The organism is Pseudomonas lactis (assembly GCF_001439845.1).
Classification (GTDB): Bacteria; Pseudomonadota; Gammaproteobacteria; order Pseudomonadales; family Pseudomonadaceae; genus Aquipseudomonas; species Aquipseudomonas lactis.
On sequence record NZ_JYLO01000015.1, the window covers coordinates 130726 to 154857 of the forward strand.

At 61.0% G+C, this 24132-nt stretch carries 20 protein-coding genes and 1 pseudogene; 5 read left to right on the plus strand and 16 right to left on the minus strand.

All coding sequences use genetic code 11. The annotated features are described in order from the left end of the window. Positions 1-69 precede the first annotated feature (69 nt). The 8 genes from TX24_RS24835 to TX24_RS24870 all read right to left on the minus strand — a co-directional run bounded on the left by TX24_RS24835 (position 70) and on the right by TX24_RS24870 (position 8517). Positions 70-834: an ABC transporter ATP-binding protein gene (locus TX24_RS24835; protein WP_003189223.1), complete on the minus strand. Its 765-nt coding sequence runs from the start codon at positions 832-834 to the stop codon at positions 70-72. A 13-nt stretch (positions 835-847) separates the two neighbouring features. Then, entirely contained in the window at positions 848-1966 is a 1119-nt protein-coding gene (locus TX24_RS24840) for a succinylglutamate desuccinylase/aspartoacylase family protein (RefSeq protein ID WP_057711526.1), read from the minus strand. A gap of 9 nt (positions 1967-1975) precedes the next feature. Beyond that, complete coding sequence (locus TX24_RS24845) at positions 1976-2686, minus strand: ABC transporter permease (protein WP_057711528.1); 711 nt, start codon at positions 2684-2686, stop codon at positions 1976-1978. After that, positions 2683-3411 (minus strand): ABC transporter permease, encoded by a 729-nt coding sequence (locus TX24_RS24850; RefSeq protein ID WP_003189227.1) that lies wholly within the window; start codon positions 3409-3411, stop codon positions 2683-2685. Before TX24_RS24850 ends, TX24_RS24845 begins: the two co-directional genes overlap by 4 nt. 57 nt (positions 3412-3468) lie before the next feature. Further along, positions 3469-4248: a transporter substrate-binding domain-containing protein gene (locus TX24_RS24855; RefSeq protein ID WP_057711530.1), complete on the minus strand. Its 780-nt coding sequence runs from the start codon at positions 4246-4248 to the stop codon at positions 3469-3471. Between the two features lie 310 nt (positions 4249-4558). Continuing rightward, on the minus strand, positions 4559-6193 hold the full coding sequence (locus TX24_RS24860) for an ATP-dependent DNA ligase (protein ID WP_003189229.1): 1635 nt from the start codon (positions 6191-6193) through the stop codon (positions 4559-4561). Continuing rightward, a complete protein-coding gene (locus TX24_RS24865) occupies positions 6190-7194 on the minus strand; it encodes a ligase-associated DNA damage response exonuclease (RefSeq protein WP_003189232.1) in 1005 nt (334 codons plus the stop codon). Before TX24_RS24865 ends, TX24_RS24860 begins: the two co-directional genes overlap by 4 nt. A gap of 666 nt (positions 7195-7860) precedes the next feature. After that, a complete protein-coding gene (locus tag TX24_RS24870; RefSeq protein WP_057711532.1) occupies positions 7861-8517 on the minus strand; it encodes a TetR/AcrR family transcriptional regulator in 657 nt (218 codons plus the stop codon). Positions 8518-8610: 93 nt separating this feature from the next. Here TX24_RS24870 and TX24_RS24875 point away from each other — a divergent pair, with 93 nt between their 5' ends. The 3 genes from TX24_RS24875 (at position 8611) to TX24_RS24885 (ending at position 13164) form a co-directional block, all read left to right on the plus strand. Then, complete coding sequence (locus tag TX24_RS24875; protein WP_034134902.1) at positions 8611-9711, plus strand: efflux RND transporter periplasmic adaptor subunit; 1101 nt, start codon at positions 8611-8613, stop codon at positions 9709-9711. A 5-nt stretch (positions 9712-9716) separates the two neighbouring features. Continuing rightward, positions 9717-12782 carry an efflux RND transporter permease subunit gene (locus tag TX24_RS24880; RefSeq protein ID WP_057711535.1) on the plus strand — a complete coding sequence of 1022 codons (3066 nt, stop codon included), beginning with the start codon at positions 9717-9719 and terminating at the stop codon, positions 12780-12782. A gap of 142 nt (positions 12783-12924) precedes the next feature. Then, on the plus strand, positions 12925-13164 hold the full coding sequence (locus TX24_RS24885; RefSeq protein ID WP_003189122.1) for a hypothetical protein: 240 nt from the start codon (positions 12925-12927) through the stop codon (positions 13162-13164). 80 nt (positions 13165-13244) lie between these two features. Here TX24_RS24885 and TX24_RS24890 read toward each other — a convergent pair whose 3' ends face one another. Genes TX24_RS24890 through plsB form a run of 3 tightly spaced genes read right to left on the minus strand, consistent with a single transcriptional unit; the run spans position 13245 to position 16934 of the window. Beyond that, positions 13245-13934: a DUF4197 domain-containing protein gene (locus TX24_RS24890; RefSeq protein ID WP_057711536.1), complete on the minus strand. Its 690-nt coding sequence runs from the start codon at positions 13932-13934 to the stop codon at positions 13245-13247. A gap of 27 nt (positions 13935-13961) precedes the next feature. After that, positions 13962-14363: a YbaY family lipoprotein gene (locus TX24_RS24895; protein WP_057711538.1), complete on the minus strand. Its 402-nt coding sequence runs from the start codon at positions 14361-14363 to the stop codon at positions 13962-13964. A 51-nt stretch (positions 14364-14414) separates the two neighbouring features. Then, positions 14415-16934, minus strand: coding sequence for a glycerol-3-phosphate 1-O-acyltransferase PlsB (plsB, locus tag TX24_RS24900; protein WP_003189128.1), 2520 nt, complete (start codon positions 16932-16934; stop codon positions 14415-14417). Between the two features lie 181 nt (positions 16935-17115). Here plsB and TX24_RS24905 point away from each other — a divergent pair, with 181 nt between their 5' ends. Next, complete coding sequence (locus TX24_RS24905; RefSeq protein WP_003189131.1) at positions 17116-17325, plus strand: cold-shock protein; 210 nt, start codon at positions 17116-17118, stop codon at positions 17323-17325. 137 nt (positions 17326-17462) lie between these two features. On the opposite strand, the gene TX24_RS24910 is transcribed toward TX24_RS24905, so the two are convergent. The 5 genes and pseudogenes from TX24_RS24910 to TX24_RS24925 form a co-directional block, all read right to left on the minus strand. Continuing rightward, entirely contained in the window at positions 17463-17840 is a 378-nt protein-coding gene (locus TX24_RS24910) for a hypothetical protein (protein WP_034134906.1), read from the minus strand. 54 nt (positions 17841-17894) lie between these two features. Further along, positions 17895-18704, minus strand: coding sequence for a putative RNA methyltransferase (locus tag TX24_RS24915; RefSeq protein ID WP_034134907.1), 810 nt, complete (start codon positions 18702-18704; stop codon positions 17895-17897). Beyond that, the gene (gene dapE, locus TX24_RS24920) at positions 18704-19855 is read right to left on the minus strand and encodes a succinyl-diaminopimelate desuccinylase (protein WP_057711540.1); all 1152 of its coding nucleotides are present in this window, start codon (positions 19853-19855) and stop codon (positions 18704-18706) included. The genes TX24_RS24915 and dapE overlap by 1 nt, the downstream gene beginning before the upstream one ends. Before the next feature lie 34 nt (positions 19856-19889). After that, positions 19890-19997, minus strand: a pseudogene (locus tag TX24_RS32635) (outer membrane lipoprotein carrier protein LolA); the annotation flags it as partial. A gap of 81 nt (positions 19998-20078) precedes the next feature. After that, a complete protein-coding gene (locus TX24_RS24925) occupies positions 20079-22670 on the minus strand; it encodes a glycosyltransferase (protein ID WP_003189139.1) in 2592 nt (863 codons plus the stop codon). 217 nt (positions 22671-22887) lie between these two features. Between TX24_RS24925 and tcdA the strand changes: the two genes are divergently transcribed. Then, on the plus strand, positions 22888-23697 hold the full coding sequence (tcdA, locus tag TX24_RS24930; RefSeq protein ID WP_420865851.1) for a tRNA cyclic N6-threonylcarbamoyladenosine(37) synthase TcdA: 810 nt from the start codon (positions 22888-22890) through the stop codon (positions 23695-23697). The last annotated feature ends 435 nt before the right edge of the window (positions 23698-24132 follow it).

Genomic DNA, 24132 nt, shown 5'->3' on the forward strand with positions numbered 1-24132 from the left:
AGGCCCAGGCACCGTGTTTCTCCAGGTTGCCGGCGTTATCGTTGACGATTTTCGCGAGCAAGCTCGCTCCTACTTCAAGTTGCCGCTCAAAAATTGTTGCAGGCGTTCGCTCTTCGGATTGCCCAGCACATCCTCTGGCAGGCCTTGCTCCTCCACCCGGCCCTGATGCAGGAACAGCACCTGGCTTGAGACCTTGCGCGCAAAGCTCATCTCGTGGGTCACCATGATCATGGTGCGGCCTTCCTCGGCCAGGCCTTGGATCACCTTCAACACTTCGCCCACCAGCTCCGGGTCCAGGGCTGATGTGGGTTCATCGAACAGCATCACCTCCGGCTCCATCGCCAGGGCGCGGGCGATGGCGACGCGTTGTTGCTGGCCACCTGACAGGAACGCCGGGTATTGATCGGCCACGCGCGCCGGCAGCCCGACTTTGTCCAGGTAGCGGCGGGCGCGGTCCTCAGCGTCCTTTTTGCTGCAACCCAGCACACGCCGAGGGGCCATGGTGATGTTTTCCAGCACGCTCATGTGGCTCCACAAGTTGAAGTGCTGGAACACCATCGCCAGCCGCGTGCGCAGGCGTTGCAGCTCGGCATCGTCGGCCACGCGCATACCCTGGCGGTCGCTGACCATGCGGATCGCTTGGCCGTCCAGGGTCATGGCGCCATCGTTGGGGGTTTCCAAAAAGTTGATACAGCGCAGGAAGGTACTCTTGCCTGAGCCACTGGCGCCGATCAAGCTGATCACATCACCGGTCTTGGCCTTGAGCGACACACCTTTGAGCACTTGATTGTCGCCATAGCTTTTGTGCAGGCCTTCAACGGTCAGTTTGTACATGGGGCGTGCATCCTCAAGGCGAAAGTAGATAACCGCTGCGGTAGACCTGTGTGCCGGCGACATGGCAGATCACCATGCCGGCCGTGGCCATGCGGCGTAGCGAGCGGGCGTAAAGCAGCCCGGCGTGCTGGCAGTGCACAGGCGTTACGCGGTCTGTAATGGGGTCGATGATGTCGGCGACCCATTGCCCGGCCTCCAGGTATTCGCCTGGCAGGGCGTTGAATACCAGCAAGCCACCCACCGGGGTAGTCACCGGCTCCACCGCCGCCAGCGGCGTAGCCGGGTAGGCCAGGGCAGGCAAGGGGGCTGCATTGCCGTGAATGGCGCCGAGATGGATCAAATAATCAATGATGGCCTGGCAGTCCAGCGCGGCGAGGCCGTGGTTGACATCGCCCTGGCCACGCAGCTCGACGGTCACCGACAAGCTGCCCATGGGGATCGGGTAGCGTTCGCCGAAGCGTTGCTGCAATTGCCACCACACCAGGGTGAAACATTCGTCAAAAGACTGCCCGCCGGAATCGGTAGCCAACAGGTTGGCCTCCGAGCCCAGGTAGCGCGCCAACGGCTCTACCTGTGGCCAGGCGTCGGGCGTGGTGTACAGGTGCGCCACGGCTTCGAAGTCGCAATGCAGGTCCAGCACCACGTCGGCATCACAGGCCAAGCGTTGCAGCACCAGGCGTTGGGAGTGCAACTGGGTCTGAGCGGTGTGCGCGGCCAAGGCGTGGGACAGTGCGCTGCGGATCAATTGGGCATTGCGCTGGGGATCATCGCCCAGCAGGTCTTCGACCTGGTTGCCGACGTCTTCGCTGAGATCGACGAACAGGCGATTGAAGTTCTGCCCGCTTTCCAGTTCGTAGCGGCCCAAGGGGATGTCCATCAACACCTGTTCCAGGCCCACCGGGTTGGCGACCGGCACCAGCACGATTTCGCTGCGCAAGCGCCCGGCCGTTTCAAGTTCTGCCAGGCGTGCCTTCAGGTGCCAGGCCACCAGCATGCCCGGCAATTCATCGGCATGCAGGGAGGACTGGATGTACACCTTGCCTTCGGGCTGCTGCGGGCCGAAGTGAAAACTGTGGATCTGCCGCGCCGTGCCGGGCACCGGCGCGATCAGGTCATGTAGCTGATGGCGCATGCAAACTCCTTAGTGGCTCGGCCCGAGAAAGGCCAGCCAACGACGTTCCGCCAGGCGAAACAGACCGACCAGGGCGAAGGTCACCGTCAGATAGATCAGTGCGGCAATGCCGAATGACTGGAAGGTCATGAAGGTGGCGGAGTTGGCGTCCCGCGCAACCTTGAGGATGTCCGGGATCGTTGCGGTAAAGGCCACCGTGGTTGAGTGCAGCATCAGGATCACTTCGTTGCTGTAGTAGGGCAACGAGCGTCGCAACGCCGAAGGCATGATCACATAGGCGTACAGCTTCCAGCCGCTGAGGCCGTAAGCCTTGGCCGCCTCGACTTCGCCGTGGGCCATGCTGCGGATCGCCCCGGCGAAGATCTCCGTGGTGTAGGCGCAGGTGTTGAGGGCGAAGGCGAGCAGGGTGCAGTTCATCGCATCGCGAAAGAACGCATCCAGCATCGGTTGTGCCCGCACGGCGGCAAGGCTGTAGATGCCGGTGTAGCAGATCAGCAATTGGATATAGAGCGGCGTACCGCGAAACAGGTAGGTGTAGAACTGCACGGGCCAACGCACCAGGCGCTTGCGCGAAACGCGGGCGATGGACAGTGGGATCGACACCAGAAAGCCGATCACCAGCGAGGCACTGAGCAACCACAAGGTCATGGCCAGGCCGGTGATGTGCTGGCCGTCGCTATAAAGAAAGGGGCGCCAGTATTCCTGCAATAGCTCGATCATCGCACTGCCTCCCGGGCGCCTGCGGAGTAGCGACGTTCAAGTCGGCGCAAGACAAAGTTTGAGGCGCTGGTGATCAACAGGTAGATCAGCGCCGCCAGCACCAGGAAATAAAACAGTTGATAGGTGCTCTTGCCAGCGTCCTGGGCGGCTTTTACCAGGTCTGCCAGGCCGATGATCGACACCAGTGCGGTGGCCTTGAGCATCACCATCCAGTTATTGCCGATGCCCGGCAGCGCAAAGCGCATCATCTGCGGGAAGGTCACGTAGCGAAACCGCTGCCCGCGCTTGAGCCCGTAAGCGGTGGCGGCTTCGAGTTGGCCGCGGGGCACGGCGAGAATCGCGCCGCGAAAGGTTTCGGTGAAATACGCCCCGTAGATAAAGCCCAGGGTGATCACCCCGGCGCTGAACGGGTCGATCTCGATGTATTCCCATTCCATAAAGTCGGTAAAGCCGCTGAGCCAGGTTTGCAGGCTGTAGAAAATCAGCAGCATCAGCACCAGGTCGGGTACACCGCGAATCAGGGTGGTGTAGAGCTGGGCGGGGATACGCACAATGGCCAGGCTGGACAGTTTGGCGCTGGCGCCGAGCAGGCCCAGCAAGACGCTGACGGCCAGGGACAGCACCGACAACTTGATGGTCATCCAGGTGCCTTGCAGCAACAGCGGGCCGAAACCCTTCAGGCTGAATGCGCTCAGCCCGAGGGTTTGCAACAGATCTTCGAACATAAATCAGGACCTATGGCGATAAAAAAGCGCCCCACCTGAAGCAGGGCGCCCCAGGCATTATTTGCCGCTGTACAGGTTCAGTTCGCCAAAGTGTTTCTTCTGGATAGTGGCGTAGGTGCCATCATCGTGTAACGCTTTGATACCTTTATCCAAAAGCGCCTTGAGTTCAGTGTTACCTTTTTTGATACCGACGGCGGTTTTCGACGGCAGCAGCGGGTCGTCGATCGCGGCGCTCACTTCATAGCCGGCACCGGCTGGCGACTTGAGAAAGCCCAGTTCGGCTTGCAGCATGTCCTGCACAGAAGCATCGAGGCGCCCGGAGGTCAGGTCGGCGTACACCTGGTCCTGGTTGGCGTAAGCCTTGGTGGTCACCCCGGCTTTATCCAGTACGGCCTTGGCGTAGGCTTCCTGGATGGTGCCTTGCTCGTAACCCACGGATTTGCCCTTGAGAGAGTCTGGCGTCGAATAGCCAGCGCCTTTCTTGAACACCAGCGAAGTCGGGCCAGAGAACAGCTCGGTGGAGAAGTCGATGGCCTTCTCGCGCACTGGGGTCACGGTCATCGACGAAATCACGCCATCGAATTTATTGGCTTTCAGGCCCGGGATCATGCCGTCGAAGTCACTTTCGACCCACTTGCACTTGACCTTCAGCTCCGCGCAGATCGCATTGCCCAGGTCGATATCGAAGCCCACGAGGCTGCCGTCGGCGGCCTTGGATTCGAACGGTGCGTAGGAAGGGTCGACACCAAAACGCAATTCCTTGTATTCCTTGGCCGTAGCAACACCAGCAGCCATGCACAGAGCCAGTGCAGAAAGGGTCAGCAATGCTTTTTTCATTAGGTAATCCCTGGAAACCAAGATAAGCGCTTGTGGCGCGATTAGGACTGTTACTGAACGGTGTCAGACCCATCACAAGTAGCAATTTCTGCACCATAGTTCCGGATGGGCTTTTTAAAAGGTGGGATAAGGCCGTTTCAAGTGTAGGCGGTGCCCGAAAGTGGGCATGGAATTTCCAGCGCACCATTCTGGATCGGTCGCTGATCAAAAGGTGGGAGCTGGCTTGCCTGCGATAGCGGTGGGTCAGTTGTTACATGGGGTAGCTGACTCACCGTCATCGCAGGCAAGCCAGCTCCTACAAGGGGCTGGATCAGGCCAGCAAGTCTTGTAGCGTGGCCAGGTTGTCCGCTTCATCCACCGCCTTATCCTGGCGCCAGCGCAGCATCCGCGGAAATCGCACCGCAATCCCGCTCTTGTGCCGCTTGGACAGGGCAATCCCTTCAAAACCCAGCTCAAACACCATGCTCGGCGTCACGCTGCTGACCGGGCCGAACTTCTCCACCGTGGTTTTGCGCACAATGGCGTCGACCTTGCGCATTTCCTCGTCGGTCAGCCCGGAATACGCCTTGGCGAACGGCACCAGGGTGCGCTCGCTGCCCGGTGGGCCGTCCCATACGGCGAACGTGTAGTCACTGTAGAGGCTGGCGCGCCGGCCATGGCCGCGCTGGGCGTAGATCAACACGGCGTCGACGCTGAAGGGGTCGACCTTCCACTTCCACCACAGGCCCATGTCTTTGGTGCGGCCCACGCCGTAGAGGCCCTTGCGATCCTTGAGCATCATGCCTTCCACCCCCAGGCTGCGAGAGGCTTCACGCTGTTCGGCCAAGGCTGCCCAGGTTTGGCCTTCCAGCAATGGCGAAGGCAATAACACCGGTTGGTTGCACGCCGCGATCACCTGTTCCAATTGGGTGCGACGTTCAGCCTGGGTGTGGTTGCGCCAGTCGTCGCCCTGATATTCCAGCAGGTCGTAGGCGAGCACCGCCACTGGCGCATCCTCTAGCACTTTTTTACTCAAGGTTTTGCGGCCAATGCGCTGTTGCAGCAGCGCGAAGGGTTGCACCGAGTCTTTCCACACCACGATTTCGCCATCAATCACCGTACCGTCGGGCAGGCCACTGACCAGGCTGTGGAGTTCAGGGAAACGTTCAGTCAGCAACTCTTCACCGCGAGACCAGACCCACAGGCGCCCCTCGCGCTTGACCAGTTGTGCGCGAATGCCATCAAACTTCCATTCCACCTGCCAGTCGGCGGGCGAACCGAGCAGGGTGTCGAATTGCTCCACCGGTTGCGCCAGCCCGTGAGCCAGAAAAAACGGATAGGGCTGCCCGCCACGTTGCGCGTGTTCGTCGGATGATTCGGCGGCGATCAGCTTGAGGTAGCCTTCGGCTGTCGGACGGTTCGACAGGTCGGTGTAGCCCACCAGCCGCTGCGCCACGCGCTTGCTGTCGAGGTCGGCCATGGCAGCGAGGGCGCGGGTCACCAGCAGTTTGGACACCCCGACGCGGAAGCTGCCGGTGATCAATTTGATGCACACCATCAGGCTCGGTTGGTCCAGTTGCGCCCACAGCGCTGGCAGCCGGTCTGCCAGGTCCATGGGCGGCAGACCGCGCAGGGGCAGGAGTTTTTCTTCCAGCCATACGGCCAAGCCGTCTTCGGAGGTGTAGGTGGATTCTGGCAGGAGCAGGGAGATGGTCTCGGCCAGATCTCCCACCGACTGGTAGCTCTCTTCGAACAGCCAGGGTTCGATACCGGCCGCTTCGGTGGCCATGTCCCGTAGCAGACGTGTCGGCACCAATTGCCGGGGCCGCCCGCCGCTAAGAAAGTACACAGCCCAGGCCGCATCGGCCGGCGGCGCCTGCAGGAAGTAGGCTTGCAGGGCGGCGAGCTTGGCATTGCTGGAAGTGGTGGCGTCGAGGTTGGCGTACAGCTCGGCGAAGGCTTTCATGCCGTGACCTCTTCTTCGTCATCGCCGTATTCGGTGCTGAAGCCTTGGGCATCCAAGCCCTTTTCCCGCAGGTGACGTACCAACACACCCACCGAACCATGGGTGACCATCACCCGGTGTGCGCCGGTTTGTTCGATGGCCCACAACAAGCCAGGCCAGTCGGCGTGGTCCGAAAGCACGAAACCACGGTCCACACCGCGCCGCCGCCGTGTACCGCGCAGGCGCATCCAGCCGCTGGCGAAGGCGTCGCTGTAGTCGCCAAAGCGGCGCATCCAGGTACTGCCACCGGCAGAGGGCGGGGCGATGATCAGGGCTTGGCGCAGCAGTGGGTCGGTCTTTTTGAAGTCGCCGGCATACAGCGTCTCGGGGATGTAGATGCCCGCTTCGCGGTACACCCGGTTCAACGGCTCGACGGCGCCGTGGCTGAGGATCGGGCCGATGCTGGCGTCCAGCCCATGGAGGATGCGTTGGGCCTTGCCGAAGGAGTAGCAGAACAACACGCTGGCTTTGCCGCTGGCGATATTGGCCTGCCACCAGTCATTGATCCCGGCAAAAATCTGCGCCTGGGGCTGCCAGCGGTAAATCGGCAGGCCGAAGGTGGATTCGGTGATAAAGGTGTGGCAGGGCACCGGTTCGAAGGGCGCGCAGGTGCCATCGGGTTCGACCTTGTAGTCGCCGGACGCCACCCAGACTTCGCCCTGGTATTCCAGGCGTACCTGGGCCGAACCCAGTACATGCCCGGCCGGATGAAAACTTAAGGTCACGCCGTGATGCACCAACCGTTCGCCGTAGGCCAGGGTTTGCAGGTTGATGTCCTGGCCCAGGCGCCAGCGCAGGATACCTTCGCCGGGGGCGGCGGCCAGGTAGTGTTGATTGCCGGTGCGGGCGTGGTCGCCGTGGGCGTGGGTGATGACTGCGCGTTCCACTGGGCGCCAGGGGTCGATGTAAAAATCACCGGCAGGGCAGTAGAGGCCTTCGGGGCGGGCGATGACGAGGTCCATGGGGTTGCCGGGGCGGTGGGCTTGTCAGTTATGAGGCGGGGCTGGGGGTAGAAGTTCTATTTGAATGCGGGCAGTGCAGATGTGGGTTTGCCTTCGATGTCGGCCTGAAAGCCAACACCTATCTACCTGACACCCCGCGATCCAACTGTGGGAGCTGGCTTGCCTGTGATGGCGGCCTGACAGCCGACGCCTATCTACCTGACACCCCACGATCTAAATGTGGGAGCTGGCTTGCCTGCGATGACGTCCTGACAGCCGACACCTATCTACCTGACACCCCGCGATCTAAATGTGGGAGCTGGCTTGCTCGCGAAGGCGGCCTGACAGGCGACACTGTTATACCGAGTACATATCCATTTCTGCGGTAACGGCCACTTAGGGTTCCGCCCAACGGCGGCTCACTTTGCAAAAGCGGCAAAGTAAGCAAAACGCTCTTGCCCCACCACTCGGCACCTCGCTTGGGCTCGGTGTGCCCGAACGCAGGCTTGAATCCGTGGGCCGCCGCCACGCGCCATCCCTGGCGCGGGGCGGCTAACCCGGCGTCCTGCCGGGTTACCCACGAATTCAAGCCTGCGTTCGGCCAGCGTGGTTTAACGGGGCGCCTAAGATCAAAAGCAGATCAAGAGCGACTCGCTTCGCATCGTGGTTACTGTCGGTTGGTGCAACTTACTTAGGTGTTTCTGGACCCTGGCTGCGATAGGCCCGCATAAACAACTTCACCACGTCCTGCACATGCTCCTCGGCCTCTTGCGCACTCAATTGTCCGCCGCAGCCATACAACAAACGAAAGTTCGCCGTGCCCTTGAGCAGGCAAAAGAAGTGCTCCGCGCCCTTGAACGGTGTGTCGATGCTCAAGGCGCCGCTCTGGTCAATCTTGCCGAGCAGGCGCTCCATGCCTTGCAGCATGCGCATGGGGCCGGCATCGAAGAAGATCTGTGAGAGTTTCACGTCCTGATTACCGGTGGTCATCATCAGGCGATGCAGGTTTACCGACTCTTCGCTGTTGATCAGTCGATGAAAGCCGCGGGCGATGTTAAGCAGCACCGTCTCGACGGGCATGCCTACGGGCAGCTCGAAGTACATCACCGGCAATTGCTCTTCGCATTTGGCCACCACCGCAGCGGTGAACAGCGTCTCTTTGTCGGTGAAGTGGCTGTAGACCGTGAGTTTCGATACGCCGGCCGCCAGGGCAACGGCGTCCATGCTGGTGTTTGCATAGCCCTTGTCCAGGAACAGCGATTTTGCCGATTCGAGGATTGCCTGGCGTTTTGCCATGTCCTTGGGACGCCCGGGGCTTGCGGTGTTCAGAGGATTGTCGGACATTTTCACCTTTAATACTGGACTGGTGAGTTTGGTATTAATAACATACCGGCCAGTATAATTATTCCAAGCTCTATTTGCGAAAGGTCCTTCAGCATGCGCAGCGCTTTCCTGCCCCTTGCTTTGCCTGTCAGCCTGATCTTCCTGTTGGCCGCTTGCGGCCATGAAGACGCGGCTCAGACCACCGTGCGCCCGGCCATGGTGGTGCAACCGCAGCCTTCGGCGCAGGCGATGGACAGCTACCCAGGTGAGGTGCGTGCCCGGTATGAGCCGGACCTGGCCTTTCGCATCGGCGGCAAAGTCAGCAAGCGCCTGGTGGAGGAGGGCGAGCGGGTCAAGGCCAACCAGCCGCTGGCCGAACTCGACCCCCAGGACGTGCGTCTGCAATTGGAAGCCACCCGTGCGCAAGTGGCCGCCGCCGAGGCCAATCTGAGCCTGGTACGTGCGGAGCGGGATCGCTACAAGACCTTGATGGACCGTCAGATGGTCAGTCGGTCGCAGTACGACAATTCCGAAAACCTCTACCGAGCCGGTGAAGCACGCCTGAAGCAGATCAAGGCCGAGTTCGATGTGTCGAGCAATCAGGCCGGCTACGCCGTGTTGCGCGCGCCTCAGGACGGTGTGGTCGCCAAGCGTGCCGTAGAGGTGGGGCAAGTGGTCTCCGCTGGCCAGACGGTGTTCACCCTGGCCACCGATGGCGAGCGCGAAGTGTTGATCAGCCTGCCCGAGCAGGGCTTTGGCCGCTTCAAGATCGGCCAGCCGGTGTCGGTGGAGTTGTGGAGCCAGCCAGAGCAACGCTTCGCCGGGCGCATTCGTGAACTCTCTCCTGCCGCCGACCCCAAGTCTCGCACCTTCGCCGCGCGCGTAGCCTTCACCGGCGGCAAAGTGCCCGCCGAACTGGGCCAAAGCGCGCGGGTGTTCATCCAGGCCGACGGTGTCATTCCCCTATCGGTACCGCTGTCTGCCCTGAGTGCCGAGAACGGTGCGTCCTACGTTTGGCGTGTAAAACCGGACAACACCCTTGAACGCACCCCTGTACGCATTGGTGCGTTTGGCGAAAACACCGTGCCGGTACTCGAAGGCTTGGCCGCCACCGATTGGGTGGTGGCCGCAGGCGTGCATGTGCTCCATGAGGGCCAGTCAGTGCGTCCGGTGGATCGCTCCAACCGTGTAGTGAATCTGGCGGCCAAGGAGTAGTCCCCATGGGTTTCAATCTTTCCGAATGGGCGTTGCGTAATCGCCAGATCGTACTGTTCCTGATGATCCTGCTGGCCGTGGTTGGCACCTTGTCCTACACCAAGCTGGGGCAAAGCGAAGACCCGCCGTTTACCTTCAAGGCCATGGTGATCAAGACCAACTGGCCCGGGGCCACGGCCCAGGAGGTTTCGCGCCAGGTCACCGAACGCATCGAGAAAAAACTCATGGAGACCGGTGAGTACGAGCGCATCGTGTCGTTCTCGCGGCCCGGTGAATCCCAGGTCACCTTTATTGCCCGGGATTCGATGCGTTCGGCGCAGATTCCCGAGCTGTGGTACCAGGTGCGCAAGAAAATCAGCGACATTCGCCACACCTTGCCGCCGGATATCCAGGGGCCGTTTTTCAACGACGAGTTCGGCACCACCTTCGGCAATATCTACGCCCTGACTGGCGACGGCTTTGACTATGCAGTGCTCAAGGACTACGCCGACCGTATCCAGATCCAGCTGCAACGGGTGCCGGATGTAGGCAAGGTCGAGCTGCTCGGCTTGCAGGATGAGAAGATCTGGATCGAGCTGTCGAACCTCAAGCTCGCCACCCTCGGCTTGCCTTTGGCCGCGGTACAGCAGGCCTTGCAGGAACAAAATGCGGTGTCCACCGCCGGCTTCTTTGAAACCCCCACCGAGCGCGTGCAGCTGCGCGTTTCAGGCAACTTCAAGACGGTGGAGGAGATCCGCAACTTTCCGATCCGCGTGGGTGATCGCACCTTTCGCATCGGTGACGTCGCTGACATTCACCGAGGCTTCAACGACCCACCAGCACCGCGCATGCGTTACATGGGCGCCGATGCCATCGGCTTGGCCGTGGCCATGCGCGACGGTGGCGACATCCTCGTACTGGGCAAGGCACTTGAGGCTGAATTCGCACGCCTGCAAAAGAACCTTCCTGCCGGTATGGAACTGCGCAAAGTGTCGGATCAGCCGGCAGCGGTAAAGACCAGCGTCGGTGAATTCGTCCAGGTGCTGGCTGAAGCGTTGGCGATTGTTTTGCTGGTGAGCTTTTTCTCCCTCGGCGTGCGTACTGGCATGGTCGTCGCCCTGGCGATCCCGCTGGTACTGGCGATGACCTTTGCCACCATGTATTACCTGGGCATCGGCCTGCACAAGATTTCCCTTGGCGCCTTGGTCCTGGCTTTGGGCTTGCTGGTGGATGACGCGATCATCGCCGTGGAAATGATGGCGATCAAAATGGAGCAGGGCTACGACCGCCTCAAAGCCGCGAGTTTCGCCTGGACCAGCACCGCATTCCCCATGCTCACCGGCACCCTGATCACGGCCGCGGGCTTCTTGCCGATTGCCACCGCGCAATCGAGCACCGGCGAATACACCCGCTCGATCTTCCAGGTCGTGACCATCGCTCTGCTGGCCTCCTGGGTGGCGGCCGTGGTGTTTGTGCCGTACCTGGGGGAAAAACTCCTGCCCGACCTGGCGAAGATTCACGCCGCCAAACACGGCACCGACGGCCCGGACCCTTACGGCACACCCTTCTACCAGCGTGTAAGACGGTTGGTGGAGTGGTGCGTGCGGCGGCGTAAAACAGTGATTGTGCTGACCTTGCTGCTGTTTGTCGGCTCGGTTGCGCTGTTTCGCTTCGTGCCGCAACAGTTCTTCCCGGCTTCCGGTCGCCTGGAGTTGATGGTCGACCTGAAACTGGCCGAAGGCGCTTCCCTGAGCAACACCGCCGAGCAGGTCAAGCGCCTGGAGGCGTTGCTCAAGGAGCATGCCGGCATCAACAACTATGTTGCCTATGCGGGCACCGGTTCGCCGCGGTTCTACCTGCCACTGGACCAGCAATTACCCGCTGCCAGCTTCGCCCAGTTCGTGGTGCTGGCTAACACCATCGAGGAGCGTGAAAGCCTGCGCACCTGGCTGATCGAAACCCTCAACGAGCAATTCCCCGAGCTGCGCTCGCGCGTGACGCGCCTGGAGAACGGTCCGCCCGTAGGCTACCCGGTGCAGTTTCGCGTAACCGGCGAGCACATCGAAGAGGTGCGCGCGCTGGCGCGCAAAGTGGCGGCCAAGGTTCGCGAAAACACCCATGTGGTCAATGTGCACCTGGACTGGGAAGAACCGAGCAAAATCGTGTACCTGAATATCGACCAGGACCGTGCACGTGCCCTGGGTGTGAGCACCGCCAACCTGTCGAAATTCTTGCAAAGTTCCCTGACCGGTTCCAGCGTCAGCCAGTACCGTGAGGACAACGAATTGATCGAGATCCTCCTGCGCGGCACCGTGCATGAGCGCAGTGAACTGTCGCGTCTGCCGAGCCTTGCCGTGCCCACCGACAATGGTAAAAGCGTGGCGCTGTCGCAGATTGCCACCCTTGAATATGGATTCGAAGAGGGGATTATCTGGCATCGCAACCGCTTGCCGACGGTGACCGTGCGGGCTGATATCTATGGCAAGGAACAGCCGGCGACTCTAGTGCAGCAGATCTTGCCGACGCTTGCCGAGGTGCGTGCCGAACTGCCGGACGGCTACCTGTTGGAAGTGGGCGGTACGGTGGAAGATTCTGCCCGTGGGCAAAACTCGGTGAAGGCCGGCGTGCCGCTGTTTATCGTGGTGGTGCTGACCTTGCTGATGCTGCAACTGCGCAGCTTCTCGCGTATGGCGATGGTCTTTCTCACCGCGCCGTTGGGGCTGATCGGCGTGACCTTGTTCCTGCTGGTATTTCGCCAACCCTTCGGGTTTGTCGCCATGCTCGGCACCATCGCGCTATCGGGAATGATCATGCGTAACTCGGTGATCCTGGTGGACCAGATCGAGCAAGACATCAAGGCCGGCCTGGCACCCTGGCAGGCAATTATCGAAGCCACGGTCCGACGCTTTCGCCCGATTGTGCTGACGGCGCTAGCGGCAGTACTGGCGATGATTCCGTTGTCACGCAGTGTGTTCTTTGGGCCCATGGCCGTGGCGATCATGGGCGGGTTGATTGTGGCAACGGCGTTGACGTTGTTGTTCTTGCCGGCGTTGTACGCGGCTTGGTTCAGGATCAGGAAGGACGTGGAGTAAATCTGTGACTGTTTTTTGGTGGGCCCAATGGGAACCTTTTTTTCAGGCTCACCACAGAGAGTTACCTGTTCGCAGGTACGTTATCCGGTGGTTTTTATCACCTGGATAACGTTTCCAGAACGTTAATAGAGGCGAAATAGATATGCTCCTACAAGCATTGGGTAACTTTTACTCTGGGATCGGCATGATGCTGGGCGGCGGTCAGATGGGCGGCGCTTGCGCCAAACATTCACACAATGACTCCGTCAGTCGTCGTGAGCTTTCAGACGCGCTCAAATCGCTCAAATACGATCGTCCCCAGCCGCCCGGTAATATTACGATTAACAACGCCAACGCCAACGCCAATAGCAACGCCAATACCAATACGCAAATCGGACGTTGAATGAGCTGATTTTTGATATTCAGCCATTGCAAACACTCTGCATCCGCAGAGTGTTTGCAGCGTACGTTCAGTCGAGGGGCTTAAAGCGCCCCAAACACCTTCTTGGCCAAGCTGGTGGCTGCCGCCGCCGGATTCTTGCGAATGGTTTCTTCCTGCTGCGCAATCATCTTGAACAAGCCATCCAGCGCTTGCTCGGTCACGTAGTTCTCAACGTTGGCGCTCTTGGCATCCACCGCGCCAAAGGCCGCGGCCTTGCCGGCCAGGGCGTTGTACTGCTGGGCTACCCCGACCTTATCGGTGGCTGCCTTGACGATGGGCAGGAACTTGGCGCGAATTTCTTCACGGCTGCTTTTGTTCAGGTACTGGGTGGCAGAGTCCTGGCCGCCGCTGAGAATGCCCTTGGCGTCGGTCACGCTCATGTTCTTCACGGCGTTGACCAGGATCGGCTGGGCCTGGGTCACGGCGGTTTCTGCGGCTTTGTTCATGCTGGTTTCCAGCTGCGTGACCTGGTCACCCATGCCGAACATTTTCAGCTTGTCGGCGACCTTACCGAGCTTGCCTGGCAGGCCGATCTTCACGTCCGGGTTGTTGCTGAAACCACCGGGTGTTCCGAGTTGTTTCACAGCAATCTGTGCGCCTTGGGTCAAGGCATCCTTGAGGCCGCCGCTGGCGTCGCCCTGGGACAGGCTGCCCAAATCCAGGGCCACGGCGTTGGCGCCGAACAGTAAGCCAGCACACAGGGCGGTGAGGCGAAGAGATTTGCGGAGCATGAGCGCTTCCTTATGACGTGGGAATGATCAGTGTGCGGCCGCATCCACCCGCAGGCGCAGCGGTTGTGGGTCCTGGCCATTAAGCTGCACGGTGTGCCGCTCGGTGGTGATAAACAGTAGCTTGCCGTCCAGCTCGATGCGAGCGCTGACCGAATAGGTGTGGCCCGGTTTGACCTGGGCAGGGTCGTAGCTCAGGTGAAACGGCAGTGGCACCTGGCCTTTGACCGGGCCTTTCTGTTCGGCGAGGGTCACGGCCGGGGCGTCCATCAGGGACACGTCCTGCAGGCTGACGCTCAAAGTGGCGGCTGGCGGCAGGGCGATGCGTTGCAGGTAGAACACTTCGCCGTCCAGGCTTGCCTTAGGGGTTGGAGCCATCGATTGGCAGGCTCCAAGCAGGGCGGTCAGACCCAGGAGGATGAGTTTTTTCACGGTACGGCTCCTTTTCAACGGCGCCGGAATCCGCCCGGCGCCTCGTTCAATCTAGCGGTTTTCTTCAGGGTTGACGGCAACCGGTTCGGCCGCGGCCTCGGTTGCGCCGTCCACGCGGTGCAAGGCCACCTGGCGGATCGACAGGCGAATATCCGCGGGCAATACGCGTTTGGCCGCGCCTTCGGCCAGTTCGCCGAGCAGGTCGTGATAGCCCAGCTTGCCAGCTTCATCGCGACGTAGCACATCTTGCTCCAGCAACGTCTGGATGAAATGTCGGAAAAGGCTCTTGTCGAAGAATTCCGGAGCGTTGAGGCCGTGCAGGATCGACAGGCGCTGGGCCATGATCGTGCACAGGTCTTCCAGCTCTTCGGCGCTGATACTGTTCTGGCCGCTGTTGAGCAGCAACGAGATCGCCATGTAGAAGCGTTGCAGGGTCTGGGCGATGCTCTTGGACAGCAGCGTCAGCAGCACAAAGTGCCGCGAACTCGGCGCCGGGCGCAGGTACACGGCGTTTTCGAAGCGCAGCAGGCCTTGTTCAACGAACGCGTCCAGCCATTGGTCGACCACGCTGTCCAAGTCTTCCAGCGACCAACGGATAAACAGCTCCGATTGCAGGTATGGGTAAAGCGCGTGGGTGTAGCGCAGGATCTGCTCGCGGCTCATGCGCGAACTGCTCTGGAAGAAGCTCGCCAGCAAGGCCGGCAGGGCGAAGATGTGCAGCACGTTGTTGCGGTAGTAGGTCATCAGGACGGCATTCTGCTCATCCAGATAAACGATTTTGCCCAGGGCATCGCTCTGCTCCGACAACAGGTTCATGTCCTTGACGTGCTTGATCAGCGCCAGGCCATCGCCTTCCGGCAGGGTGGTGTGGGGCGAGTAGGGCACGCGGCGCAACAGCGCCAGGTACAGGTCCAACTGGCGGGCCATGGCTTGTTCATCCAGGGCCAGGCGGGTGGTAGATAGCAGCGCCAGCGCCACCAGGTTCACCGGGTTCACCGCAGCGGCTTCGTTCAAGTGGCGCGCCACCTGTTCGCCGAGGCGATTGGTGGTCTCGTTGAGCCAGGCCGGTTTGTAGTTCGGCCCCAGTTCCTGGGCGCGCCAGTCCGGTTGTTCGGCGTCGAGGAATTCTGCCAGTTTGATCGGCTCGCCGAAGTTGACTGCCACTTGGCCGAAGCGTTGCTTGAGCGCGCCGACCACTTTGAAGATGTCGAAGATCGACTCTTTCTTTTTGCTCGCGCCACGCAGTTCGCCCAGGTAAGTGCGGCCTTCAAGCACGCGCTCATAACCGATATACACCGGTACGAACACGATGGGCATGCGCGAGGAGCGCAGGAAGCTGCGTAGGGTGATCGCCAGCATGCCGGTTTTCGGTTGCAGCATGCGCCCGGTGCGCGAGCGGCCGCCTTCGACGAAGTACTCCACCGGGAAGCCCTTGGTAAACAGGGTATGCAGGTATTCGTTGAACACCGAGGTGTACAGCGGGTTGCCCTTGAAAGTGCGGCGCATGAAAAACGCACCGCCACGGCGCAGCAGGCTGCCGATCACCGGCATGTTGAGGTTGATGCCGGCGGCGATGTGCGGCGGGGTCAGGCCGTTCTTGAACAGCAGGTAGGACAGCAGCAGGTAGTCGATGTGGCTGCGGTGGCAAGGCACGTAGATCACCTCGTAGCCCTGGGCCACCTGTTGCACGCCTTCGATGTTATTGACCTTGATGCCGTCGTAGATCTTGTTCCAGAACCAGCTCAATACCACTTCCAGGAAGCGGATCGCGGTGTAGGTGTAGTCCGAGGCAATTTCGTTGCCATAGCGCAGGGCCAGCGCCTTGGCTTTTTCCGGGGCGATCTTTTCGCGTTCGGCTTCATCCGCAATGGCTTGGCGCACCAGCGGCATGTTGACCAGGCCCTTGACCAGATTACGCCGGTGGGACAGGTCGGGGCCGATCACCGCCGTCTTCAGGTTACGAAAGTGCACACGCAGGATGCGCTGGGCCATGCGCACGGTACGTTCGTGGCCTTTATTGTGCTCGATCAATTCACGCAGGTTGATAGGCGCGGAGAATTGCACGCGGGTCTTGCGCCCCAGGATCAGGATGCTCAATAACCGGCGTAGGCGCCCGGTGACCGCCCAGCTGTCGGCGAATAATAGCTTCCACGGGCTGGACTCGCTTTCGGGGGATTGGCCCCAGAACACGCTGACCGGAATGATTTGTGCATTCTCTTCGGCGTGTTCAGTGAGGGTATTGACCAGTCGCGTCAGGGTGGGCGGTGCGCCGCGCTTGTCTTGGCGGCCGAGCCAATCCGGGTCTGGCGTGAGGTAGAAGAACGCCGCGGGCTCCATCAACGGCCCCACCGATACCGGCAGCACCGGGCGCGGCAGTCCAGCCTTGGTGCACTCGGCATCGACCACCGCCAACTCGGTGAGGGAAGGTGATTGCAGGACGTAGAAAACCGGCCGGCTGCGGTCCAGGTTAAGGGTGAGGGACGACTGGTTGATCGTCTCTGAGCGAACCCAGAGGTACAACAGTCGGCGCAAGGTGCCAAACACCAGACGGCGGAACGGGGAGCGGGTCATAGGCGAACTGCTTCAAGTGGAAAAAACCGAGCAGGCGCTCGGGCGGGTAGTGTGCCGTATTCGCCGAAAATCGGCAAAAAAGCAGCGATGTAAAGTTGAGTTGATGGTTTTTGAGCCTGTCTTATACTCGGCAGTTCAATGCGAGCGACTCAACAATAAAAAAACCAGTGGGAGTGAACAGATGACAACGCGTGAAACCGGCAATGTGAAGTGGTTCAACGATGCAAAGGGCTACGGCTTTATCCAGCGTGAAGATGGCAAGGATGTGTTTGTGCACTACCGCGCCATTCGCGGTGAAGGCCACCGCTCGTTGGCCGAGGGCCAGCAGGTGGAGTACGCCGTGGTTACCGGCGAGAAGGGCTTGCAGGCGGAGGATGTGGTGGGCCTGTAACCACTTTGTTTTGCTAACCCAATCAACTGTGGGAGCTGGCTTGCCTGCGAAGGCATCACTGTGGTCTGACTGATAGACCAAGGTGTCTGCATCGCAGGCAAGCCAGCTCCCACATTGATTGGGTTAGCAATCCGCTGTCAGGCGGTTTTCCACGTGATCTCTTCTTCACCGTCTGCGCTGATGCGAATCCAGCGATCAGCGCTTTCTTCACCCTCTTCTTCAACCCAGGTGCCCGGCGCGCAGCGCACTTCAACATTCAGCGCGGCAAACGCGGCGCGGGCGCAGGCGATGTCGTCGTCCCACGGGGTCTGGTCGCTTTCAAGGTACAGGCTGTTCCATTTGCCCACCGCCTTGGGCAGCCAGGTCACCGGCACGCTGCCGGCCTTGCACTTGTAGGTCTGGCCTTTCTGGACCCAGTCGGTGCACGGGCCCAGGGCGGCGCCCAGCCAGGCGGCGATGGCCTTGTGATCGACGTCGGCGTCCTTCAGGTAAATCTCAATATCGGGTTGGCGCATGGATGTTCCTCGTTGCGGGATCCGAAAATCCATTCGCGGATGGGTAAAAATCGGTCATTGAAGCACGAAATAATCGTAGCGCATCGACACCGTGACCTGCAGCGGCTCAGCCGCCTCGATCACCTCGTGGCGGCGCTCGGCACTGGCCCGCCAGCCGTGGGGCGTCATCGCCAGCAGGTTGGCGCGGTCCTTGGGTTCGGCCAGGCTCAGGGTGAATTCCAGGGTTTCACTGTGCGCCAGATGCATGCCATCCGGCACCAGGGCCAGGTGTTTGTCATCGGTGTATTCACGCACTTCGTCGTACAGGCGCTCGCGCAGTTCCATCAAGTGGCCGCGGGTGGGGCCGACTTTCATCAAGCCGCCGCCGGGGCTGAGCAGGCGCTTGGCCTCTTGCCAGTCCAACGGGCTGAACACGCTGGCGAGGAACTGGCAGCTGGCGTCGGCCAATGGCACGCGGGCCATGCTGGCGATCAACCAGGTCAGCGCCGGGTTGCGTTTGCACGCGCGCTTGACCGCCTCTTTGGAGATATCCAGCGCGTAGCCATCGGCATTGGGCAGGGCCTGGGCGATTTGCGCGGTGTAGTAACCCTCGCCACAGCCAATGTCCACCCAGCGCTGCGGTGCGCGCTCGGCGGCCAGTTCGGCCAGGCGCTTGGCCACTGGCGCATAGTGCCCGGCGTTGAGGAAGTCGCGGCGCGCCTCGACCATGGCCAGGTTGTCGCCCGGGTCGCGGCTGTTCTTGTGCTGCACCGGCAACAGGTTCAGGTAACCCTGGCGTGCGCGGTCGAAGCGGTGCCCGGCCGGGCACGCCACGCCATTGTCCACGGTATTGAGCGGTGCGCTGCAAATGGGGCAGGCAAGCATCAGGCGAGCAACTTGATCAGGGTCTGGTAGTAGATTTCGGTCAGCACATCGAGGTCGCTGGCCAGGATGCGTTCGTTGACCTGGTGGATCGTCGCGTTGACCGGCCCCAGTTCGACCACCTGGGTGCCCAGCGTCGCAATGAAGCGCCCATCGGAGGTGCCGCCGCTGGTGGATGCCTGGGTCTCACGCCCGGTGATCGCCAGAATGCTGGCCGACACCGCATCGAGCAGAGCGCCCGGCTCGGTGAGGAACGGCAGGCCCGACAGCGCCCACTCCACATGCCAGTCCAGGCCATGCTTGTCGAGAATGGCCGCGACCCGTTGCTGCAGGCCCTCGACGGTGGACTCGGTGGAAAAACGGAAGTTGAACACCGCCGTCAGGTCACCCGGGATCACGTTGGTGGCGCCGGTACCGGAGTTGAGGTTGGAAATCTGGAAGCTGGTCGGCGGAAAGAAGGTGTTGCCGTCATCCCAATGTTCGGCGGCGAGTTCGGCCAGGGCCTGTGCGGCCAGGTGGATCGGGTTCTTCGCCAGGTGCGGGTAAGCCACGTGGCCTTGTACACCGCGCACGGTCAAGGTGGCACCGAGGGAGCCACGGCGCCCGTTCTTGACCACGTCACCCACCAGGCTGGTGCTCGACGGCTCGCCGACGATGCACCAGTCCAGGCGCTCCTTGCGTGCGGCCAGGCGTTCGATCACGGCCTTGGTGCCATGGTGCGCCGGGCCTTCTTCGTCGCTGGTGATCAGGAAGGCGACCGAACCCTTGTGGTCCGGGTAGTCCGTGACGAAACGTTCCGCTGCCACCAGCATCGCCGCCAGGCTGCCTTTCATGTCGGCCGCGCCACGGCCGCAGAGCATGCCGTTTTCATCGATCAGCGCGTCGAACGGGTCGTTCTGCCAGGCCTGCACCGGGCCGGTCGGCACCACGTCGGTGTGACCGGCAAAGCACAGCACCGGACCTTCATGCTTGCCATGGGTGGCCCAGAAATTGTCCACGTCGAAGATGCGCATCGGTTCAAGCGCAAAACCGGCGTCGCCCAGGCGCTGCATCATCAGCTTCTGGCAATCGGCATCGACCGGCGTGACCGACGGGCGACGGATTAGGTCGATGGCAAGTTGAAGGGTCGGCGAAAGGTCGGCATGGGCCGTCATGGGGGAACTCCGGAAATCGAGGCGGCGATGTTCTAACTGTAGGAGCGAGCTTGCTCGCGAAAAACTCAAAGGCACCGCGTGCATTCAGGATGCCCGCGTCATCGTTAACGATTTTCGCGAGCAAGCTCGCTCCTACAGTGATGGGTGTAAGGCACGCAAAAGGGCCGTTATCTTATAGCAAAACGGCGGCCAAGGGCCGCCGTTTAGTGCATTGCGTGACTTTTTACGCCGCCGGTGCGGCCTCGGGCGCCGCCGAAGGTTTGGGCAGCGACGACAAGAACGCCATGATCAGCGCCGCCACATACGGCAGCGACTGCACCAGCAACATCACCACCCAGAAGCGAATGTCATTGCTCGGCAGGCCTTGCACCAGGTAAATCCCCAGCGCCGCGCCCCACAGCAGCAGCATGATGAACATCTCTTCGCGGGCTTCGGAAATCGCCACCCAGAAGCCGTGGTTATCCGCGTTTTTCGGTGTACGAAAGAACGGAATACTGCTGGTGAAGAAGCCGTACAACACCGCCTTGGCGATGGTGTGGGACAACGCCAACCCGGCCAGCGCCGCGCAGAACGCATCTTTCAAGTTCACGCCTACCGCACGACGGTAGAGGAAGATGATCTTGCCGACTTTGAACACAAACAACGCCAACGGCGGGATCGCGAAAATCAGCAACGGCGGGTCGACCCGGGTCGGCACGATGATCATTGCCGCGGACCACAACAGGGCGCCGACGGTAAAGAAGATGTTCATGCCATCGGCCACCCACGGCAACCAGCCGGCGAGGAAGTGATAGCGCTGGCCGCGGGTCAGCTCGGTGTCTTTGCCACGTATCAGGCTGGCGGTGTGGCGCTTGATGATCTGGATCGCGCCATAGGCCCAACGGAAACGCTGTTTCTTGAAGTCGATAAAGGTATCCGGCATCAAACCCTTGCCGTAGCTGTCGTGGTAGTACGCCGCCGACAAGCCTTTTTCGAACACGCGCAGGCCCAGTTCGGCGTCTTCACAGATGCACCAGTCGGCCCAGCCCAGCTCTTCGAGCACCGAGCGGCGGGTCATGGTCATGGTGCCGTGCTGGATGATCGCGTCACGGTCGTTACGGGTGACCATGCCAATATGGAAGAAGCCTTTGTATTCGGCGTAGCAGAGCTTCTTGAACGTGCTTTCGTTCTGGTCGCGGTAATCCTGGGGCGACTGCACCACGGCGATTTTCGGGTCGGCGAAGTGCGGCACCATGTGCTTGAGCCAGTTCGGTGATACGCAGTAGTCCGAGTCGATCACCGCAATCACTTCGGCATCCTTGGCGGTGTGCGGGATCAGGTAGTTCAGCGCACCACCCTTGAAACCGGCCAGGGGCGCGACATGGAAGAACTTGAAGCGCGGGCCCAGGGTTTCGCAGTAGTCACGCACCGGCTCCCACACCGCCGGGTCCTTGGTGTTGTTGTCGATGATCAGGACTTCGTAGTCCGGATAATCGAGGGCGGCCAGGGCGTCGAGGGTCTGTTTGACCATTTCCGGTGGCTCGTTGTAGCACGGCACATGGATCGACACTTTTGGGCGGTAGTCCGAGTCGCCTTCCACGGGCAGGAATTCACGCCGGCGCTTGTGGGTCCACACTGCTTCTGCCAGTTCGTGGGCTTCGGTCAGCAACACGATAAACACACCCAGGGCGCCGAGCGCGAGCAACACGCCAACGGTCACGCTGAACCAGGTGCTGTATTGCTGGCTGTAGTCGTAGCCGATCCACACCAGCACCGACCCGCAAAGGAACGCAATAAAGGTCAGGAAGGTACGGCCCCGCTGACGCAGGGCTGAGCCATCGATCATCAACAGGGTCAGGGACAGCAGCGCAAGCACCACCGAACCGATGGCCAGTACCCGCCATTGCGGAATCGCCACCACCGGGCCGTCAAAGTTGAATTTCTGCTGGCGCGCGGCGTTGAACACGCCCCAGTACGCGCCCGCCGAACCTTCGTCGCTGACCTTCCACGGCTGGTCGAAGGCTTCGATCACGAAGTAGTTGTAACCCTGGCGGTTGAGCTTGTTCACCAGCGTACGCAGGTAAATGGCCTGGTCTGCCGGCGATGATTCATTGCCACCGCGCATACGGCCATTACTCGGCCAGCCCACTTCCGACAGCAGCAGTGGCTTTTTCGGGAAGGCTTTCTTCAAATCCTTGGCGCGGTCGAGGACGTACTGGCCGGCCTTGTCCATCGGGATGTATTCCCAGAACGGCAGGATGTGCGCGGCGATCAGGTCGACGTGCTTGGCCAGTTGCGGGTTCTTTTCCCAGATGTGCCATTGCTCGGAGGTGGTCACCGGCACTTTCACGGCGGCGCGCACACGGTCGAGCAGCACGATCAGGGCTTCAGGGGTGATTTCTTCCCGAAACAACGCTTCGTTACCCACCACTACGCGTACGACACTGCGCGAGGTGTTGGCGATCTCGATAGCGCGCTGGATCTCCCGCTCGTTACGTTCCAAGTCCGGGCTGATCCAGATCCCCAGGGTCACGCGCAGGCCGAACTCTTCGGCCAGCTTGGGAATATCCCCCAGGGGGCCGTCCACCGAGTAGGTACGGATGTTGTCCGTCAGCTTGCTCATGATCGCAAGGTCCTGACGCATCTGTTCGTCGGTAGGGTACTGGTCTTTCTGCGGATACTGGCCCTGCTGGAACGGCGAGTAGGAAAAACCGGAGATCTGATCGGGCCAGTTGGGAGCGGTGACCGGGCGGTTGATCAGCGCCCAGAAACCGGTGAACAGCGCGGCAATTGCCAGCACCACCACCAGGTTGAGTCCAAATTTACGCGATGCCATGGTTATGTCGGGTTCCAAAGGGTGCGGAACGAAAGAGGTGTCGGCCTACGCCGAACGGCGCGCATCCTACACCGGCCCTTCCCTGAGCGTACAGCAGACAGAGAAAAGCCGGACGTTAGTCTGCGAAAGTCCGCTTAAGTTCTTTACTTGTAGCTGCAAGCGTCGAACTTGTCGCGGCGTAGCCCTATAATGCGCGCCGGTTTTTGGGGTAATGATGATGAGTACAGAAGATCCGCGGTTTGCAGGCGTCGCCCGCTTGTACGGCCTTGAGGGCCTGGAACGCTTGAAAGCGGCCCATGTGGCGATTGTCGGCGTCGGCGGCGTAGGTTCCTGGGCGGCGGAAGCGATTGCCCGCTGCGGGGTGGGCGAGATTTCGCTGTTTGACCTGGACGATGTCTGCGTCAGCAACAGCAACCGCCAATTGCATGCCCTGGACAGCACCGTGGGCAAGCCCAAGGTCGAAGTGATGGCCGAACGCCTGCGCGGTATCAATCCCGATTGCACCGTGCACGCGGTGGCAGACTTCGTCACCCGCGATACCATGGCCGAGTACATCACTCCGACGATCGACTGTGTGATCGACTGCATCGACGCGGTCAACGCCAAGGCGGCGCTGATTGCCTGGTGCAAGCGCCGCAAGATCCAGATCATCACCACCGGCGGCGCCGGTGGGCAGATTGACCCCACGCTGATCCAGGTGTGCGACCTGAACCGCACGTTCAATGACCCGCTGGCCTCGAAAGTGCGCTCTACCTTGCGCCGCGATTATGGCTTCTCGCGCACTGTGACCCGCCATTACAGCGTGCCGTGCGTGTTTTCCAGCGAGCAACTGCGCTATCCCAAGCCTGATGGCAGCATCTGTTTGCAGAAGAGTTTTGTCGGCGATGGCGTGAAGCTGGACTGCGCCGGAGGGTTTGGCGCGGTGATGATGGTCACGGCCACGTTCGGCATGGTAGCGGCCACCAAGGCGGTGGATAAGATTGTGGCGGGGGTGCGCCGTCCCTCAGAGCGCATCAAGCCCACCTAGATCTCACCACCCGACAGAGATTCAAACTGTGGGAGCTTGCTCCCGTGACGGCCTGACAGCCGACGCTGATCTCACTGACGCACCTCGATCCAAATGTGGGAGCTGGCTTGCCTGCGATGAAGCCCTGCCAGCCGACGGCAATCTACCTGACACCCCACGATCTCAATGTGGGAGCGGGCTTGCTCGCGAAGGCGGCTTGGCAGTCAACACAGTTGGATTGTGTACATATCCATTGCTGCGGTAACGGCTACTTAGGGTTCCGCTCTGACAGCGGGTCACTTTGGAAAAGAGCCGGAATGCCGGCCCAGCCCAAAGTAACCAAAGGGCTCTTGCCCCACCACTCGGCACCTCGCTTAGGCTCGGTGTGCCCGAACGCAGGCTTGAATCCGTGGGCCGCCGCCACGCGCCATCCCTGGCGCGGGGCGGCTAACCCGG

What these genes read in the sequence shown, in the direction of transcription:
- TX24_RS24925 (WP_003189139.1), bottom strand. Translation starts at nt 22,670, where the DNA reads ATGGCATCGCGTAAATTTGGACTCAACCTGGTGGTGGTGCTGGCAATT.
- tcdA (WP_420865851.1), top strand. Translation starts at nt 22,888, where the DNA reads ATGAGTACAGAAGATCCGCGGTTTGCAGGCGTCGCCCGCTTGTACGGC.
- TX24_RS24855 (WP_057711530.1), bottom strand. Translation starts at nt 4,248, where the DNA reads ATGAAAAAAGCATTGCTGACCCTTTCTGCACTGGCTCTGTGCATGGCT.
- TX24_RS24905 (WP_003189131.1), top strand. Translation starts at nt 17,116, where the DNA reads ATGACAACGCGTGAAACCGGCAATGTGAAGTGGTTCAACGATGCAAAG.
- TX24_RS24850 (WP_003189227.1), bottom strand. Translation starts at nt 3,411, where the DNA reads ATGTTCGAAGATCTGTTGCAAACCCTCGGGCTGAGCGCATTCAGCCTG.
- TX24_RS24870 (WP_057711532.1), bottom strand. Translation starts at nt 8,517, where the DNA reads ATGTCCGACAATCCTCTGAACACCGCAAGCCCCGGGCGTCCCAAGGAC.
- TX24_RS24890 (WP_057711536.1), bottom strand. Translation starts at nt 13,934, where the DNA reads ATGCTCCGCAAATCTCTTCGCCTCACCGCCCTGTGTGCTGGCTTACTG.
- TX24_RS24845 (WP_057711528.1), bottom strand. Translation starts at nt 2,686, where the DNA reads ATGATCGAGCTATTGCAGGAATACTGGCGCCCCTTTCTTTATAGCGAC.
- TX24_RS24910 (WP_034134906.1), bottom strand. Translation starts at nt 17,840, where the DNA reads ATGCGCCAACCCGATATTGAGATTTACCTGAAGGACGCCGACGTCGAT.
- TX24_RS24880 (WP_057711535.1), top strand. Translation starts at nt 9,717, where the DNA reads ATGGGTTTCAATCTTTCCGAATGGGCGTTGCGTAATCGCCAGATCGTA.
- TX24_RS24915 (WP_034134907.1), bottom strand. Translation starts at nt 18,704, where the DNA reads ATGCTTGCCTGCCCCATTTGCAGCGCACCGCTCAATACCGTGGACAAT.
- dapE (WP_057711540.1), bottom strand. Translation starts at nt 19,855, where the DNA reads ATGACGGCCCATGCCGACCTTTCGCCGACCCTTCAACTTGCCATCGAC.
- TX24_RS24865 (WP_003189232.1), bottom strand. Translation starts at nt 7,194, where the DNA reads ATGGACCTCGTCATCGCCCGCCCCGAAGGCCTCTACTGCCCTGCCGGT.
- TX24_RS24875 (WP_034134902.1), top strand. Translation starts at nt 8,611, where the DNA reads ATGCGCAGCGCTTTCCTGCCCCTTGCTTTGCCTGTCAGCCTGATCTTC.
- TX24_RS24885 (WP_003189122.1), top strand. Translation starts at nt 12,925, where the DNA reads ATGCTCCTACAAGCATTGGGTAACTTTTACTCTGGGATCGGCATGATG.
- TX24_RS24840 (WP_057711526.1), bottom strand. Translation starts at nt 1,966, where the DNA reads ATGCGCCATCAGCTACATGACCTGATCGCGCCGGTGCCCGGCACGGCG.
- TX24_RS24835 (WP_003189223.1), bottom strand. Translation starts at nt 834, where the DNA reads ATGTACAAACTGACCGTTGAAGGCCTGCACAAAAGCTATGGCGACAAT.
- plsB (WP_003189128.1), bottom strand. Translation starts at nt 16,934, where the DNA reads ATGACCCGCTCCCCGTTCCGCCGTCTGGTGTTTGGCACCTTGCGCCGA.
- TX24_RS24860 (WP_003189229.1), bottom strand. Translation starts at nt 6,193, where the DNA reads ATGAAAGCCTTCGCCGAGCTGTACGCCAACCTCGACGCCACCACTTCC.